This is a genomic window from Candidatus Magnetobacterium casense (assembly GCF_000714715.1).
In the GTDB taxonomy this organism is placed as follows: Bacteria; Nitrospirota; Thermodesulfovibrionia; order Thermodesulfovibrionales; family Magnetobacteriaceae; genus Magnetobacterium; species Magnetobacterium casense.
The window spans coordinates 16,077-33,582 of sequence record NZ_JMFO01000012.1 but is presented as its reverse complement, the minus strand read 5'-3'; the positions used below and the strand labels follow the sequence as shown (position 1 = coordinate 33,582).

Here is a 17,506-nt window from a genome sequence, read left to right as displayed (position 1 = left end):
AGATATATACTGATTCGGATGCGTCCTTTCTTCTTTGTGCCCTTTATTTTTTTTGGGTGGTGTGATAAAATACAGGATGAACATTTTTTATAGGCGATTGGGTAATTATAGCCGGTTAAATATTTACAGGCATTAGGACGGGGGGATTTGCAATGGCAGGGCATTCAAAGTGGGCACAAATAAAGCGTAAAAAGGCAACGACGGACTCAAAGCGTGGGAAGGTATTCTCCAAGATAGTCAAGGAGATATCCATAGCGGCCAAGATGGGTGGCCCAGACCCTGACGGCAACGCCAGACTGCGCACCGCAGTTGAAAAGGCAAAGATGGCAAACATGCCCGTGGATAACGTCAAGCGTGCCATCCAAAAGGGCGCGGGGGAGTTGTCCGGACAAAACTACGAGGACATCATCTACGAGGGCTATGGTCCCGGCGGGGTTGCCATACTAATCGAGGTCCTCACCGACAATAAAAACATGGTCGTCGGAGAGATCAGACACATCCTGACGAAAAACGGCGGCACGCTCGGAGAGTCCGGATGCGTGGCGTGGATGTTCAAAAAGAGGGGCTACATAGAGGTCGAAAAAAAGCTAATCAGCGAAGACTCACTCCTGGGCATCGTCCTTGACGCCGGCGTGGACGACGTCAAAAATGACCCAAAGGAAGAACACTACGGCGTCATCACCCACATAGAGGACTTTGCGCAGGTCAGAACCGCCCTTGAACAAGCCAGGATCAAAATCGCCTCCGGTGAGATCACCATGATCCCAAACACGTATATAAACGTCGATCCCGCCACACTGCAACAAAACATGAAAATCATAGACGCCCTCGAAGACCTCGACGACGTGCAGAACGTCTACGCAAACTTCGAACTGCCCGATGACATGATGACGGATGCATAGTTTGAACCCATGAGCGTAAGAACCATACTGTTGGCGGTTATCTTTTTACCGCTTGTCACATTGTCCGTATGCGAACAATCACAGGCCAGTGGTCGGCTGACACCGGAAGAAGAAACCAACGTCACAGTATACAAGCAAAACAGCCCTTCGGTTGTCAATATTACCACAACAACGTTAATAAAAGACTTTTTTTCCATCTATCCTCAAAAGGGTTCTGGTTCCGGCTCCATCATCAGCCCCGACGGCTACGTCCTTACCAACGCCCACGTCATAGAGGATGCCTCCGAAATAAACATCACAATGACAGACGGCAAGAAGTACCGCGCCAAGTTCATAGGCGCAGACCCCGATAACGACATTGCCGTAATAAAAATCATAAGCGATAGCCCCGCATCGTTTAAGGCCGTGGAACTTGGCAACTCCGACGAACTCCAGGTCGGTCAGCGGGTCTATGCCATAGGCAACCCCTTTGGGCTACACTCAACGCTGACGACGGGGATAATAAGCGCCCTGAGTCGCCCTCTGACTACGGGCCGTGGCAGGGTCATGGAAAACGTCATCCAGACCGATACGCCAATCAACCCGGGCAACTCCGGCGGTCCGCTGATCGATACCAGCGGCAGGATGATCGGTATCAACAGCGCCATCTTTACACCATCGGGGGGCAGCGTGGGGATCGGTTTTGCCGTCCCGATCAATACGGCCAAGGCGCTCGTACCAGACCTCATCAAGTACGGCAAGGTTAAAAAACCCTGGATCGGTATCGTGGGAGTACCGTTGTGGGAGAAACTGGCTCGTGCGCTGGAACTGCCCGTAGACAACGGCATACTCGTCTCACAGGTGATCAAGGGAAGCCCGGCACACAGGGCAGGTATCAAGGGCGGCTTTAAGGCGGTTGAGATCAGCGACACGGTGATCTACCTCGGAGGCGATGTCATACTCGAGGTCAATGAAATCAAGGTGTCATCGATGCAGGACATAGCAAAGGCACTGTCTGCTGCCGGCAACAGTAAGAGCGTACCGATAAGAATTCTCAGGGGCAAGGGCATTATAACGGTCAATTGTAAAGTGGAACTCAGGTCGTAAACATCCTTTTTGATTACAGCAACCAAGACATCATAACAGCAAAGAGAGGCACAGGATGAAAATTGATGCAGTAGTACTGGCAGCGGGGTTAGGGAAGCGAATGAAATCCAACACCCCCAAGGTTCTCCATAAGATACTGGGTAAACCCATAATAAACTACATAACGGATGCCATAAACGGCGTAGACGCCATAGACAAAACGCTCATCGTGGTATCCCCCCACACGGAGGCACTCGTGCCGCTGTACAAGGGCACAGGAACATCAATCGCCTGGCAAAATCCCCCACTTGGCACGGCAGATGCGCTTAAGTCTGCTCTGATTGTCAACGGAGGGAATTTTGACTACCTGCTCGTACTTGCCGGAGACGTGCCACTAATCAGGCCGGAAACCCTGGAGGCCCTCATCGGGCAACACATTACACACAATAACGCCCTGACCCTCATCACCTTCAATGCCGCTATCCCCGGCTCATACGGACGGATAAAGAGAAACCCCGATGGCACCATAGCCGGCATAATAGAGGAAAACGACGCATCAGACCAGGAAAAGACAATCACCGAGGTAAACAGTGGCATATACGTCTTTGAAAGGACGGCGCTGTCATACCTGGACAAGATCGAACGCAACCCCAAAAAGGGCGAGTTCTACCTAACCGACATCGTTGCCATCTGCAATTCAGCCGGTTTACGGGTTGAGGCCGCCTTGATGGCAGAGGAGGCCGAGTTTGTTGGTGTCAACAGCAGGGCAGACCTGCTTGCGGCACAGATGCTCCTGCAGCAGAGGCTTGCCGCACGGTGGATGGCCGAGGGGGTGACACTGATGAACATAGACTCAATCCTGATTTCCCCCGATGTGGTCATTGGAATGGATACGGTCATCTACCCTGACGTTATCCTGGAGGGGCATACGGAGATCGGTCAGGGGTGTACAATATATCCCGGAGTGATTATTATAGACACGATTGTCGGTGATAATGTTATAATAAAGAACTCGAGCGTAATTGAAAACTCAGAGATAGAGGCACAGGCAACAATCGGACCGTTTGCACACTTACGGCCGGGTTCGGTGGTTGGAATCAAGGCAAAGGTCGGTAACTTTGTTGAGATAAAAAACTCCACAGTCGGAGCCAACACCAAGGTGTCGCACCTGAGCTATATCGGAGACTCGCAGCTAGGCAGGGACGTGAACATTGGAGCGGGGACTATAACCTGCAACTATGATGGCAAAAAGAAACACAGGACGGTAATCAAAGACAACGTGTTTATCGGCAGTGGTACAGAGCTTGTGGCGCCCGTGACGGTAGGAGAAAACGCCTTTGTAGGCGCAGGTTCAACCATCACCATCGACGTGCCGGATGATGCACTTGCCGTTGCCAGGGGCAGGCAGAAAAACATACATCAGTGGGCAGCCAAAAAGAACCTTGTGCAACAAAAGGCGATGCAACACCCCAATGTTGAAAAAATAAATTAACAAATCATTAGGATGAAAGATGTCCGAAGAAACCCATAACAGTGGTAAAGGAACGAAGATATGTGTGGAATAATTGGATACACAGGCAGGAACAACGCAATAGAATTAATCCTTGATGGCCTGAAGAAACTCGAATACAGAGGGTATGACTCAGCGGGGATAGCTTTTATGGATGACTCTGCGGCGTTGAACATCGTGCGCTGCAAGGGCAAGATAGGCGAGCTGGTCAACAAGATAGGAGACGTCCAGGGCAAGAGTAACACCGGCATCGGTCACACGCGCTGGGCTACTCACGGCAGCCCCTCTGAAAACAATGCACACCCGCACATGGTTGATGGCATAGCGTTGGTCCACAACGGGATCATAGAGAACTTCATGGAACTCAAGACAGACATGTTAAAAAAAGGCGTCCGCTTCAGTTCCGATACAGACACGGAGGTTATCTGCCACCTGATAGCCCGATACTACGCCGAAGGGTACCCGTTTGTGGAGGCCGTATCCACGGCAATCAAGCAGATACGAGGCTCCTATGCCATCTGCGTGCTTAACAAACAAGAACCTGACAAGATAATCTGTGCCAAAAAGGACAGCCCGCTTGTGATTGGCCTTGGTCAGGATGAGTTCTTTGCTGCCTCTGACGTGCCGGCCTTTTTGAGCTACACCCGTGATGTGATCTTTATGGACGACTCCGAACTGGCCATACTGACACGTGAAGGTGTGATCTTCAACAACAGCGGCTCGGAGGCCATATACAAAAAACCTACGACAATAACGTGGTCGCCTTCGATGGCAGAAAAGGGCGGCTACCGACACTTCATGCTCAAAGAAATATACGAACAACCACGTGCAATCACCGATACGATAACGGGTCGTGTCAACGTCCAGCGCGCAGAGGCAAACCTCTATGAGTTCGGCTTTGACCGGGATTTCACATCCGGCATCAGTAAGGTCTGCATAACGGCCTGTGGCACCTCCTGGCACGCAGCCCTCTGCGGCAAGTACATGATCGAACAACTCTGCCGCATCCCGGTGGAGGTTGACATCGCCTCGGAGTTCAGATACCGGCAACCGCTCGTTGACGCCAAGACCCTCTTTATCAGTATCACGCAGTCCGGTGAGACGGCAGACACGCTCGCCGCCATGAAAGAAGCCAAACGAGCCGGGGCCAAAACCCTGACCATCTGTAACGTCGTTGGCAGTACAGCGGCACGGGATGCGGACTTCGTCTTCTACACGCACTCAGGCCCTGAGATCGGCGTGGCATCGACCAAGGCCTTTGTCACACAACTGGTATCGTTGTACCTGCTGGCTGTGGGACTAAGCAACAGAAATCCGGCGGCGGTCAATACCGCTGAACTGATAAACGACCTGTTGTCGCTGCCATCGCTCCTGGAAGAGGTGCTGATGTCCGACCACGAAATCGAACACATGGCACGCACGATATCCAAGGCAGGCGGATTCCTGTTTCTGGGCAGGGGTATCCTCTATCCTATAGCACTGGAAGGGGCACTGAAATTAAAGGAGATATCCTACATCCATGCCGAGGGCTATCCGGCTGGAGAGATGAAACACGGCCCCATTGCCCTGATAGATGAAAACCTCCCCGTTGTGATCCTGGTATCAAAGGGTGCGTTATACGAAAAGATCATCTCCAACATACAAGAGGTTAAGTCCCGTGGCGGCAAGACTGTGGTGGTCTCAAACAGCGATGAGCCGGCAGTGAGACAGTTAGCGGACCTGTTCCTGCTGGTACCATCCTCAAACGTGTTTCTTAATCCGGTGATAATGTCAGTCCCTATGCAGTTGCTGGCCTATCACGTGGCAGTCATAAAGGGATGCGACGTAGACCAGCCAAGAAATCTCGCAAAAAGCGTCACTGTAGAATGAACCATTATGCAAGGAGTTAAGTAATGCCTGAAAATCTTTTGCCTGAACATCTCTTGTTAAATACGCTTAATCGGCAACAAAGGGCAGCATTGGAGCAAATCAATACCCCTGTGCTGGTATTGGGCGGGGCCGGCAGTGGTAAGACACAGCTATTGACTTATAAGTATGCTTATCTCTATTCATTAGACAAGGAAAAATACGGATCAATAATGGCAGTGACCTTTAACAACAAGGCCGCTATGGATATGAGAGAACGAATCACGTATCTGCTTTCACAAGACCTCAGCGCCTCCTGGATCGGTACGTTCTATTCACTGTGCAACAGGATACTGAGAAAGGAACAAAAACTTACAGAACTAAAAGACACCTTTGTTATCTACGACGCCGACGACCAGTGTAAGCTCATCCGACACATCCTCAACGACATGAAGCTCTACGAGGCCCTCTATCGCGGAATTGTCACAAAGATCGGGTGCTTTAAGTCTACGCTGGTGCTGCCCGATGAACTGGCCTCCAGTTCCAGTAACTTTGACTTCGACGAAAAACTACTCAAGGTCTATGTCCGTTACCAGGATGAGATGAGACGCTCCAACGCCATGGACTTTGACGACCTGATCATATACACCATAAAACTCTTCCAGGAACACCCCCAGGTACTGCAACACTATCAACAACAGTTGTCTTACATCCTGGTTGATGAGTTCCAGGATACTAACTTTGCACAATATCAGTTTCTCAAGCTCCTGGGTGGTGCGGCGGCAAACATACTCGTTGCCGGTGACTATGACCAGAGCATCTATAAGATGAGGGGTGGCGAAAATGAAAACGTCCTGACCAAATTTGAAGCAGACTTTCCTTCCACCGCTATAATAAACCTGACACAAAACTACCGGAGTACCGAAAACATCCTCCGCGTCTCACACAGCGTCATTGTCAACAGCCACTGTCCCCCCTCAGAGGACCTGTGGACCGACAGGGGGATTGGCGAAAAGGTCTGTCACTACTGGTTTATGTCAGAGGAGGAGGAGGCCAAGTACGTCGCCAAAAACATCAAAGACATGTATCTCAAGGGCAGTTGCTCATATGAAGACATGGCCATCCTCTACCGTGTAAACCTCCAGTGTCGTGTCCTTGAGGAGGCACTCAGAAACGAAAGAATACCGTTTAAGATAATAGGGGCTGCCTGCTTTTATCAAAAAAAGGAAATAAAGGACCTCATTGCCTATCTCAAGCTGATTGTCAACAAGGACGATAACGTAAGCATGCGTCGCGTAATGAGCCTGTCATCACGGGCCATAGGGTTAAGCACGATAACCAGGCTTGAAAACGAGTCAAAACGTCAAGGCATAAGCATATACAGGGCAATGCGTCAACTAACTGCCTCAAAGGGTCTCAGTGCCACAGCTCGTGAGCGACTCACCAAACTGCTAGACACCCTCGAGGCCATCTCAAATGCGCCACTGAACACCCTCAATGATGCAATCAAGCTGATTGGCACCCATACCGGCTACATAGAGAAACTCGATGAGGTCTGCCTCAACAACATATCGGAACTGATGTATCTGCATGGCACGGCCCCCCTGGAGCTATTCCTTGACACCGTCTCTCTTACGACCTTCAATGACGACGTGGTAACCAGAGGGCATGTCTCACTGACCACCCTGCACAACGTCAAGGGGCTTGAGTTTTCGATAGTGTTCATAACCGGTCTGGAGGATGGCCTCCTGCCCTACTTCAAGGCAACCGAAACCACCGAGGAACTCAACGAAGAAAGACGCCTGTTCTACATGGGAATGACCAGGGCAAAGGACATCCTGTTTATGACCGGAGCCAAACGCAGACGCCTCTACACAAAGTTCCAGGACCAGGAACCCTCGAGATTCCTCAACGACATCCCCAAGGACTGCTGCTTCTGGGTAGAGAAAAAACCAATCCCTGCAAACATCTCCACAAAATTTCAAATCGATAAGCCCCCAGCGACGGAGTTCCCCTATAACACGGGCTGCCGTGTCAGGCATCCCAAGTGGGGCATAGGGATCATCCGTGAATGCTATGGCGAGGAAAACGACATAAAGGTAACCGTCAGCTTCCCAACCGTTGGCATCAAGCGTCTGGCCCTGAAGTATGCCAACCTCGAACGCATATAATCTTATGAATGTAAGGAGCATCTCATGACGATATCGCACAAAGACGTACAACATATAGCAGCCCTGTCTCGCCTGAGTCTGACGGAAGAAGAGAAAGAGCTCTTTGGCAATCAACTCAACGACATCCTCCTGTACGTAAACAAGCTCAACGAACTGGACACCGTCGATGTCACCCCCACATCTCACGTCATCCCCCTGCAGAACATCTTCCGCGACGACACCCTGCAGCAATCCATTGCCCTCGATGACGCCCTGGCAAATGCCCCCGACAGGGCCGGAGACTTCTACCGTGTGCCAAAGATCATAGAATAATAAAGAAAGGGGCGGCTCCGCCCCCCTTCAGAACCCCCCGCAAGGGGACCAGTCCCCTTGACCCCATTTTACCATGCTTTTTTAAGAGGATGCATTTTCACGGTAAATGTTGTGTAAAAACAGCGTGTTTATTTATTGCCGTTAGTTGCCTGCACACAAAGTCTTGATGATATGTTAAAATAAGACTATGAGATTTGTAGATGTAAAGAGCGATATCGCTTTTAAGAGGATATTTGGCAATGAAGCCAGGAAGGATATACTCATATCTTTTTTAAATGCCGTATTAGGTCTTAACGGGAATATGGAGATTGCTGAAATAACTATACTTAGCCCTTATCAGGCACCTAAGATAGATGAGCTGAAGCACACGGTGTTAGACATAAGGGCCGTAGACAAGAGGGGTGTAACGTTTATAATAGAGATACAGGTTCAAAGGGAGAAGGGCTTTGCTAAAAGGGTACTTTATTATACAAGCAAGGCATATATTAATCAGTTAGGTAAGGGAGAGAATTATTCCCAGTTAAATAAAGTTATCTACATAGGGATAGTTGACTTTCAGATTTTTGAAGGAGATAATTATTTAACAAGGCATTTAATTTTAAATACAGAGACATATAAAAACGAATTGGACGACCTTGAGTTTAATTTTATAGAGCTGCCCAAGTTCAAAAAGAAAGAGAATGAGGTAGCGAATATAGTAGAGAAGTGGGTGTTTTTCATAAAAAATGCCAATTATCTGGATATGGTACCCAAGTGTGCAGATTTCGCAGAGATAAAAGATGCCTATGAGATAGCAAACGAGAGTACGTGGGACAAAGAAGAATTCGAGGTATATGAATATTGGCAGATCAAAATGCAGATTAGCAAAGGCGCCATAGAATACGCAGAGGAGAATGCCCGTATTAAAGGACAGCTCGAAGGTGAACGTCAGGGAATGATAAAAGGAATTATAAAAGGAATTATAAAAGGCAAGGCTGAAGGCAAGGCTGAAGGCAAGGCTGAAGGCAAGGCTGAAGGCAAGGCTGAAGGCAAGGCTGAAGGCAAGGCTGAAGGCAAGCTTGAGGGATTGCTCGAGGGTATAGAAGGGATGTTGGAGATCAAGTACGGTACTGCCGGATTGGAGATAATGGTACATGTAAAAGAGTTGAGGTCTGTTGAAAAGCTGGAAGAGTTTAAGGTGTTGCTCAAGACGTCTAAAACGCTTGATGAGCTAAGGGGATTTTTTTTCTTCAATGACGATACGGCAGGAGATAGAAGCTAGGGAGCGCCAATATCTGCACAACCGTGCCTGCCTGAGTGTCAACAGCAAGGGCAGACGAGTGCAGGAGGCCGAGGGCGATATCCGAACGTGTTTCCAGCGTGACCGGGACAGGATAATCCACTCGAAGTCGTTTCGGCGCCTCAAGCACAAGACGCAGGTATTCCTTGCCCCGAGCGGGGACCACTACCGCACCCGCCTGACCCACGTCCTGGAGGTAGCGCAGATATCACGCACCATTGCCCGTGCCCTGCGTCTGAACGAAGACCTCACCGAAGCAGTAGCCCTGGGACACGACCTGGGACACACCCCCTTTGGACACGCCGGAGAGGCCGTGCTGAGGGAACTGCACAAGGACGGCTTTGACCACTACGTTCAGAGTCTGAGGGTCGTGGACTTCCTTGAGAAAAATGGCAGCGGCCTCAACCTCACCTATGAGGTGCGCAACGGCATCATAAAGCACTCAAAGGGCAAGGGTAACATCCTTCCGGCAGACGCAGGCGAAGGCGCCGAAACCCTCGAAGGCCAGATCGTACGCGTCTCCGACGTCATAGCCTACGTAAACCACGACCTCGATGACGCCCTAAGGGCAGAAGCAATCACAGAGGCTGATATCCCCCACGAAGTCGTTGCCATCCTCGGCAACAGACACTCCAAAAGGATAGACACGATGGTCAGGGACATTGTCTGCAACACCCTTTCTGTAGACCTGCAACGCCTGAAGATGTCTGATGAGGTACTTCATGCCGTTGAGTTGCTGAGGGGGTTTCTATACGAGCGAGTCTATGAGAGTGATTTTCTGAGGTCGGAGTTCAACAAGGCCAGGTATATCCTCAAGAACCTATATGATTATTACATCGCCCACCCTGAATTGGTCGTAGGTCAGGTCCCGCAGGAGAGCGGCTCAGACCTCAACCAGATGGTGTGCGACTTCATTGCAGGTATGACGGATACCTTTGCCCTGATGACATACGAACAGATATTTATCCCACAACGCTGGACTGGCTTTCAACAACGATGAACTGTATAGAGCGTTTCGATTGCATGCGATACAAAGAAAGAAAGGGGCGGCTCCGCCCCCCTTCAGAACCCCCTGCAAGGGGGCCAGCCCCCTTGACCCCTTCCTGCGCAACCTTACCCCCATCCCGGCAAGGGAGGGGATGGCAGTATATCCACCCCCATAGTGCTACCGAATCAGTTGCCTATTGAATCTGCCACTCCGTACCAAGCACCGCCGGTAAGCCGCCAAGCGACAACTGCGTGCCATCCATGAGCCAGATGCATATCTCTCCGGTTGCGGTATTACGCCAGACTATGTCTCTTTTGCCGTCGCCATTAAAATCGCCAACGCTTATGATCTGCCACTGAGTGCCGGCCTTGGCCGTCAGATCGCCGCCGGTTATGGTTGTGCCGTTCATCAACCATGTGTAGACCATGTCGTTTTCGGTGTTGCGCCACAGGAGATCGCTCTTGCCGTCACCGTTGAAATCGCCCACGTTGACTATCTGCCACTCCAGGCCAACCGTCGCCGGTGAACCGCTACCCGCTATCGTTGCACCGTTCATCAGCCAGATGTAGACCATGCCGGTTGATATGTTGCGCCACAGGATGTCGGTCGTGTCATCGCCGTTAAAGTCGCTCACGCACGCAATCTGCCACTGAGTGCCAACCGTCCCCGGGGAACCTCCAGCCTTACCGTTCATAAACCATATGTAGGTCATCCCGGTTGAGGTGTTTATCCACAGGACGTCGCTTGTGTCGTCGCCGTCAAAGTCGCCTGAGCTTACCACCTGCCAGGCAGAGTCAACCGCCGATGGCTGCGACAGCGACGATGGTGAGGCGCCGCCTGCTATGTTTGCGCCATTCATGAACCACGTGTAGACCATCCCGGTTGAGGTATTGCGCCACATTATGTCGCTTCTGCCGTCGCCGTTAAAGTCGCCGATGCTTTCGATCTGCCATTCATGGCCGAGCGTCGCCGGTGAACCGCTGTTTGCTACCGTAGCCCCGCCCATGAGCCAGATGTAGACCATCCCGGTTGAGGTGTTACGCCAGACGATGTCCGTGTTGTCGTCGCCGTTGAAGTCGCCCATGCTTTCGATCTGCCACTCGTCGCCGAGCGTTGCCAGTGAACCGCCGCTTGCTATGTTGATGCCGTTCATGAGCCACGTGTAGACTATGCCGTTTGACATGTTGCGCCACAGGATGTCGCTCTTGCCGTTACCATTAAAATCCATCCTGGGGATTCTGCACAGCAGGCAGACGCCCTGTGTAAAGCTGACGGAGACGCCCCTGTTTGACGACATCGTGACGGTACACTGGTTGCCGCTTGTGGAGTCGCATCCCGTCCAGCCCCCGAACTTTGAGTCCTGCGTTGGAGTTGCCGTGAGGGTAACGGACGTCCCGCTGCTGTAGGTTGTCGTGCCGGTGTTGTCACTCCAGGTGAGGGTGCCCGTTGAGGCTGTGACCGTGCCGGAGCCGGTCTTCGTGACGGTGAGGGCGTAGGTTGTGGACTGCGTTGATACCGTTGTAGCAGAGATTTGCATTGAAGGATTGATAGGATCGTTGCTGTTTATCACGATGGAGGCACTTAACTGGGTACTCGGAGCTACCATCGTAACAGTTATCTCAGCGCTTGCGTTACTCTGTATCTGCATCGGTAGACTGGATGGGTTTAACGTCAAGACACTTGAGTTAGTGCCAAGTGTAAACATCTCTGATATTGTCAGTGCTGCACTGCCTGTGTTTGATATGGTGAACTTCTTTGTGTATGTTGTCCCTGCCACGGTAGTTCCAAAGTCTATGGTGTCTGTTGACAAAACTATTGTTGGTGTTGCTACAGCGGCAATATAAGCTGTTACGGGTGTTGCCTCATCACCTTCGATGAGATTGTCATCAAATGACGTTATTGTTATCCTATACGTTGTATTGCTCTTTAAGTTCTTCATCGAATACGAAGTAGCATTACTGGCAACGGCAATCCTGTCCTTATATGTGAGCTGCTTAACATCGTCTGTGTAGTGGATTATATAACCAGCAACCTTGCTTACGCCTGTCCAACTCAGATCAACCTGATTGCCAGTTACCGTGGCCTTGAGGTTAGCCGGTGTTGCTGTAGTAGTGCCGTGAGAAACCTTTACCGCTCCGGCGCTATAACTGACCACGGGGGCATTTTTGCCATCGTCTATCAAGGCATAGACATAGTACGTTCCATTAGGCACGTTGCTTACATCCCATGTATAACTACCCGATCCGTCTTGCTCAACAAGGTTATCTACGATGAGGATACCATTTGCGCTGGTATTGTCCTTGCTGTAGAACAGAGATATCTTGGCTGTGTCATCGCTATCGTGCGCATCGTACTGGATGTTTACACTTGTTGATGCCGTAGTAAGGGTAGCTGGAGAGGTTACCTTTATAGTAGATGGATTGGTCAAAGAGTGATAACTCAACTGATACGTTCCTATTGAACGAACATCATTGGCTGCTGAGGTATCATCACCGATTTCTATGGTATACGTACCACCTGGTGGATTCTTGATAGCATACCATGCCTCGTTCGATAGCTTTTGATAAACATATGTCTGGCTGTTTGCCGCATTAGCAGGTGTTATCTTAGTTCCGTCAGGCATTGTAACGTTGAAATCCGTTGAGCCTGTCTGCCAGTCCAGTCTTATTAATACCACACTAAGTCCGCCAGGCACAGAAATTGTCGTTATAGCTCTGCTCTGCAAACCCCTTTCAACGTACCTGAATGCAGATTGCTGCTTGACTCCCAATGTGTCTAAGTTCGTACCTACATGGATATAGTTTGCTGTATCTTTCAAGCTCTTTGCTTGTGCTATCTTCCATTCTACGGCATATGCTAAATGCAGCCAATCACCCCATACAGCTATTTCTCCGCCAGCGCCTTTCATGTTAAGAATAGCCTTTGTTTGTGCTGCACATTTACCCCCAATATAGGGTACAACATCAGGAGCACAAATATCAAAAACACCATTTCCATTTATGCTTTGACTATCAAGTGCAAATTTAGCATTACCTTTCAACACATCAAAGGGGAAGTTTAACTTTCCATTAGCCGTTAGAGAAGGGGTTTTCCAATCAATAGATGCTTCAGCAATAGCGCCAATTGCCCCATTTTTGCTAATTAAACCTTGATCGTTGCCTTCATCAAAACATAATAGACCGCCACTAGCTGAACCCGATAAAACGCTGTCAAAACTTAACTTTCCTTCTACATCAAGACATACAAACTTAAAGCCACCTATATCTGGTCCACCAGAAAATAATCCTCGAAGATGAACTTTTACAGGCGGCGTCTTAAATCCCTCAGCTCCACCTTCTAATTCATTAATAAAAAACACGGAGCCAATTGGAACATTACCGTCTACCTCAAGTGTTAAAGCTTCTATGCTGCCAGATTTAATTGTCAGACTGAATGCACCACCATTTATCCCTGTTTTTATGCGCTTTATCTCAAAACCACCACCAGCCGTAAGTGTATCACTGCTGAAAGACAAGACTAAGTCCTTTAAGACTATAGGAGTACCTTTTAAGCCTATCTTACCTCCCTCAAATTCCATTCCAGTAATCTTAATGCCGGTAGATTGAGAAATACTCGCACTATAACCAATACTTCCTGCACCACTACCAAGTATTTCAAATGCATCCGAAAAGTGGTCTATCAATGAGAATTTTCCCTCTACCTCCGCAGAATCAGTCTTAATAGTAATCTTATTAAGATATGTTTGTATACGATAGATTTTTTCCGTGAGTTTGCTATCTGATGGCACATCTAAAGCGTCACCTCTGTTAGTCAGTTCATTGCCGCTTACGTCAAAATCAAACCCCTGCCCTAGACTAACCGAACCAAAACTTGCATAAAGCATTTCTTTGCCCGAAGATTTAAGTGTCTTGGATGAAGCGTCAACGATAACACTGCCGCTGTCAACCTTCAATACGGGTGTGTTAGATGAAGATGAATTTGCAATCGTTATAGAATTGCTCATCGTATGTTTTCCCAATGCTGATTCTGAACAGGTGGCGCTCTTAACCACCAAACTCCCTACCGTAACTGAACAGGTAGCCGTGTTTCCCGTAAACGTAGCCGTAACGTTCTTTGCCGCCGACATCGTGACGGTACACTGATTGCCACTTATGGAATCGCATCCGGTCCAGCCGGTGAAGGTCGAACCTGAGTTTGCATTTGCCGATAGGGTAACTGGTGTGCCTGGGTCATAAGTGGCTGTACCCGTGTTGCCGTTCCATGTGAGCGATCCGGTTGAAGTGGTAACAACGCCTGTGCCTGAACCGGATTTGGTAACGGTCAGCGTGTATTTTTGTGTCCCCCCTCCCGTAAACGTCGCCGTTACGCTCCTTGCCGCCGACATCGTAACCGTGCAGGTTGCGCTCGTCCCGGAGCAGTCGCCGCTCCAGCCGGTGAAGGTCGAGCCGGAGTCCGCCGCTGCGGTCAGGGTTACGGAGGTGTCTTTAGCAAAGCCAGCGGAGCACGTCGAGCCGCAGTTGATCCCCGATGGCGAACTCGTCACCGTCCCGGAGCCTGTACCGGACTTTGTAACTGTCAGGGTTGGACGTTTTATTGGACAGGTAGCCGAGGTGATTTTAAAATACCATAGAGTACCTGGTTGATTTCCTACACAGTTGGGAGTAACAACAACTTTGATTTCGCTAGAACTTCCAGAGAAGGAAAGATCAACAGATTTCCAACCTTCAGTTCCAACACAATCGGTATTGTATAAAGTTTGACCTTCGTATGATACAACAATATCGTCTTTTGCCGTGCGTGTATCGTATTGAAAAGTAAATGTCCCTGCGTTACTCCCCATATCGTAATAAAAAGTCTCAGGTGTATTCCTTCCTGCTTCGTCTCCTATTACACATGGCGTTGGCTCCCACTCGCAAAGTGGATAATAGTCAGATGTACACTCAGTATCATTCCATTTGTTATTTTTGTACACCAGGCAATGCTCAATTTCTCCTTGGTTATTAGGTTCACCAGAACCCCAATCTATAAAACTCCACGTCTCACCATTTACCCATTTCCAAGTGCCTTCGCTACCTGCATCCGTTGCCCCAAGCCAACAACGATAGTCTCCTATATTACCGGTAGAACAGAGATTATCGAGAAGAAATTGATTTTCACTGGCTGAAGTTACGGTTGCTAAGTGAGCACCCAATGTTTCACAAGTAGCCTTAGCGCGATCCCATGTCTGTCTTGTCTCAATTCTTTGATAGCTGTGATTATTGTCAGGGTTAGTGATTTTGCCTGAATCAGCCATTGCCAGCCCACCTAACATAGTAAAAACTATGACACACAAAAACAACCATCTTAAAACATTCATACTGTGGAACTGGGGATACCTCTTCTCTTTGCGGTTGCTATCTCTCCTGAACATAACTTCCTCCAAAAACAATTCGGACTCTTTTGTACTCTGTGACCAGTGAAACTGGCCGGGCTATTCTATTTGCTGATTGCGTAAAATGGCTAAAATCAAGGGTATATCCATAGGCGACACTCGGACAATTTTCACCCCCCATAGTGGAAGACGTAATGATGGAAATCGCGGGGTTGGTGATAAGAAAACAGCTAAAACTAGCGTTGCATTGTGTGTGTGTGTGTGTGTGGCAAGAACGTTGCCAGACAGGCCGATGCCACGGTGGTGCTTGGGCACCCTGCCTTGAGTTCAATCATCTTTGACCCCTTCGTGATTGTCATGTGGTTATTATAATCGAAGGGGAAAATGGTGTCAAGTGAATTTTTGTTCACGGGTTTTTAGGGGTGATTGCTTCAGAATCCGTTATCTATGTTCACCCTATTAGGATTTGTCCACAAATAACTTGTACAAATGGTGTCTAAATATGTTATGATCAAAAAGTGCAAAGCGATACCGAACTTATGATACAAAGAAAATTTGAAGTACTCAAAGATGTTTTAGACGAACAAGGCAGACGAATGTGGGCTGCAGTGGAAGCCGAGGCATTGGGACGAGGAGGAGTTACTTCAGTTTCCAGATCTACTGGTCTTTCGCGGACAACGATATATGAAGGAATTAGACGTATTGCTGAATCAAAGGAAAAACCTTCAAAAGGGAAAAAGAAGATACGTTTACCTGGAGGTGGACGCAAGCCGGTTGTTGAAACAGACCCATCCGTGCTTGTAGATATTGAGGGGTTGGTAGATCCGGTTACCCGAGGAGACCCTGAGTCTCCATTACGGTGGACCTGTAAGAGTGTTCGTAATCTTGCTGTTGCTCTTCAAAACCAAGGACATGTGATTGGTAGACAAAAAGTTGCCCACCTGCTGTCTGGTTTGGGGTACAGTTTACAAGCGAACCGGAAGATACGTGAGGGTTCAGACCATCCCGACCGCGATGCTCAGTTTAGATACATAAACGAGCAAGTGGTTGATTTCCAACAGCGTCAAGAACCAGTAATATCTGTGGACACCAAAAAGAAGGAACTTGTAGGTGATTTTAAAAATGCGGGACGTGAATGGCAACCGATGGGACAACCCGATGTGGTACGGGATCATGACTTTGCCGACAAGGAACTTGGTAAGGTCAATCCCTATGGGGTATACGATCAAGGCGCAAATATAGGCTGGGTAAGTGTTGGTACAGATAACGATACTTCGGAGTTTGCAGTGGAAAGTATCCGCCGCTGGTGGCGTAAAATGGGGTGTGAACATTATCCCAATGCTAAAACACTTCTCATTACTGCTGATTGCGGGGGCAGTAATGGCTATCGTGTCCGTTTGTGGAAGGTTGCACTCCAACGTTTTGCAAACGAAACAGGTTTAAACATATCGGTTTGTTACTTTCCACCGGGAACCAGCAAATGGAATAAAATAGAACATAGAATGTTCTGCCATATAAGCATGAACTGGCGTGGTAAGCCTTTGACAAGCCATGAGATAATCGTAAATCTAATAGGTAGCACCACAACAAATAAGGGTTTAAAGATCAAGGCAGAACTGGATACAACTGCTTACTCAAAGGGAATTAAGGTGTCTGATGAAGAATTTGACAAAGTTAATTTAACTAAGGCTTCATTTCATGGTGAATGGAATTATACTATAGCACCTAATTGTTCAAGTTAATTATGGACAGTTACTTAGCAAAATCTCAATCGAATTTTGCATACCTCTTACCTGACCTTCTGACAAGCCTTCTACCCGGCCATTTTCTATACCCTTCTGCACTCCTTGCATGAACCTTATATCCGTCTCCAGGTCGTATACTATCGGCATTTTATCCACCTCCTCTATTATGATCTGTTGCATGTCCCTCAACTTTGAAAAGACCTCTGTTTCCTTTATATACATTGACAGGTCCAAGCCTCCGATAACACTCGCCACCAACTCCTTTAATATCTCCCTTGCAAATGATCGCTCGTTGCGAGCCCCTCTGTCACACAATAT

The 17,506-nt window shown here is 48.8% G+C and carries 12 protein-coding genes and 1 pseudogene; 10 read left to right on the top strand and 3 right to left on the bottom strand.

From position 1 onward, the window contains the following. The first annotated feature begins 152 nt into the window (after nt 1–152). The 8 genes from Mcas_RS08180 to Mcas_RS08145 all read left to right on the top strand — a co-directional run bounded on the left by Mcas_RS08180 (nt 153) and on the right by Mcas_RS08145 (nt 10,084). Nucleotides 153–902 carry a YebC/PmpR family DNA-binding transcriptional regulator gene (locus Mcas_RS08180; protein ID WP_040335039.1) on the top strand — a complete coding sequence of 250 codons (750 nt, stop codon included), beginning with the start codon at nt 153–155 and terminating at the stop codon, nt 900–902. A gap of 9 nt (nt 903–911) precedes the next feature. Continuing rightward, entirely contained in the window at nt 912–1,988 is a 1,077-nt protein-coding gene (locus Mcas_RS08175; protein ID WP_052567031.1) for a S1C family serine protease, read from the top strand. A 55-nt stretch (nt 1,989–2,043) separates the two neighbouring features. Continuing rightward, complete coding sequence (gene glmU, locus Mcas_RS08170; protein WP_081853712.1) at nt 2,044–3,459, top strand: bifunctional UDP-N-acetylglucosamine diphosphorylase/glucosamine-1-phosphate N-acetyltransferase GlmU; 1,416 nt, start codon at nt 2,044–2,046, stop codon at nt 3,457–3,459. Nucleotides 3,460–3,519: 60 nt separating this feature from the next. Then, nucleotides 3,520–5,346 (top strand): glutamine--fructose-6-phosphate transaminase (isomerizing), encoded by a 1,827-nt coding sequence (glmS, locus tag Mcas_RS08165; protein ID WP_040335038.1) that lies wholly within the window; start codon nt 3,520–3,522, stop codon nt 5,344–5,346. 23 nt (nt 5,347–5,369) lie between these two features. After that, on the top strand, nt 5,370–7,493 hold the full coding sequence (locus Mcas_RS08160; protein ID WP_052567029.1) for a UvrD-helicase domain-containing protein: 2,124 nt from the start codon (nt 5,370–5,372) through the stop codon (nt 7,491–7,493). A 24-nt stretch (nt 7,494–7,517) separates the two neighbouring features. After that, nucleotides 7,518–7,805 carry an Asp-tRNA(Asn)/Glu-tRNA(Gln) amidotransferase subunit GatC gene (gene gatC / locus Mcas_RS08155; RefSeq protein ID WP_040335037.1) on the top strand — a complete coding sequence of 96 codons (288 nt, stop codon included), beginning with the start codon at nt 7,518–7,520 and terminating at the stop codon, nt 7,803–7,805. Between the two features lie 187 nt (nt 7,806–7,992). Beyond that, nucleotides 7,993–9,066 carry an Rpn family recombination-promoting nuclease/putative transposase gene (locus tag Mcas_RS08150; protein ID WP_052567028.1) on the top strand — a complete coding sequence of 358 codons (1,074 nt, stop codon included), beginning with the start codon at nt 7,993–7,995 and terminating at the stop codon, nt 9,064–9,066. Then, entirely contained in the window at nt 9,038–10,084 is a 1,047-nt protein-coding gene (locus tag Mcas_RS08145; RefSeq protein WP_040335036.1) for a deoxyguanosinetriphosphate triphosphohydrolase, read from the top strand. Before Mcas_RS08150 ends, Mcas_RS08145 begins: the two co-directional genes overlap by 29 nt. Nucleotides 10,085–10,265: 181 nt before the next feature. Here the strand turns inward: Mcas_RS08145 and Mcas_RS18815 are convergent, their stop codons facing one another. Continuing rightward, the gene (locus Mcas_RS18815; protein ID WP_052567027.1) at nt 10,266–12,749 is read right to left on the bottom strand and encodes an FG-GAP-like repeat-containing protein; all 2,484 of its coding nucleotides are present in this window, start codon (nt 12,747–12,749) and stop codon (nt 10,266–10,268) included. 1,231 nt (nt 12,750–13,980) lie between these two features. Between Mcas_RS18815 and Mcas_RS18810 the strand changes: the two genes are divergently transcribed. Then, nucleotides 13,981–14,214 carry a hypothetical protein gene (locus Mcas_RS18810; protein ID WP_040335035.1) on the top strand — a complete coding sequence of 78 codons (234 nt, stop codon included), beginning with the start codon at nt 13,981–13,983 and terminating at the stop codon, nt 14,212–14,214. A 2-nt stretch (nt 14,215–14,216) separates the two neighbouring features. Here the strand turns inward: Mcas_RS18810 and Mcas_RS19420 are convergent. Next, nucleotides 14,217–15,365: pseudogene (locus Mcas_RS19420) on the bottom strand (lectin-like protein); the annotation flags it as partial. Nucleotides 15,366–15,982: 617 nt separating this feature from the next. Between Mcas_RS19420 and Mcas_RS08125 the strand changes: the two are divergent. Continuing rightward, entirely contained in the window at nt 15,983–17,185 is a 1,203-nt protein-coding gene (locus Mcas_RS08125) for an ISAzo13 family transposase (protein WP_040335033.1), read from the top strand. Here the strand turns inward: Mcas_RS08125 and Mcas_RS08120 are convergent, their stop codons facing one another. After that, a complete protein-coding gene (locus Mcas_RS08120; protein ID WP_040335032.1) occupies nt 17,186–17,503 on the bottom strand; it encodes a hypothetical protein in 318 nt (105 codons plus the stop codon). Nucleotides 17,504–17,506 lie beyond the last annotated feature (3 nt).

Excerpts from the sequence above, each read along its gene's own strand:
- Mcas_RS08180 (WP_040335039.1), top strand. The coding sequence starts at position 153 with ATGGCAGGGCATTCAAAGTGGGCACAAATAAAGCGTAAAAAGGCAACG.
- Mcas_RS08175 (WP_052567031.1), top strand. The coding sequence starts at position 912 with ATGAGCGTAAGAACCATACTGTTGGCGGTTATCTTTTTACCGCTTGTC.
- glmU (WP_081853712.1), top strand. The coding sequence starts at position 2,044 with ATGAAAATTGATGCAGTAGTACTGGCAGCGGGGTTAGGGAAGCGAATG.
- glmS (WP_040335038.1), top strand. The coding sequence starts at position 3,520 with ATGTGTGGAATAATTGGATACACAGGCAGGAACAACGCAATAGAATTA.
- Mcas_RS08160 (WP_052567029.1), top strand. The coding sequence starts at position 5,370 with ATGCCTGAAAATCTTTTGCCTGAACATCTCTTGTTAAATACGCTTAAT.
- gatC (WP_040335037.1), top strand. The coding sequence starts at position 7,518 with ATGACGATATCGCACAAAGACGTACAACATATAGCAGCCCTGTCTCGC.
- Mcas_RS08150 (WP_052567028.1), top strand. The coding sequence starts at position 7,993 with ATGAGATTTGTAGATGTAAAGAGCGATATCGCTTTTAAGAGGATATTT.
- Mcas_RS08145 (WP_040335036.1), top strand. The coding sequence starts at position 9,038 with ATGACGATACGGCAGGAGATAGAAGCTAGGGAGCGCCAATATCTGCAC.
- Mcas_RS08125 (WP_040335033.1), top strand. The coding sequence starts at position 15,983 with ATGATACAAAGAAAATTTGAAGTACTCAAAGATGTTTTAGACGAACAA.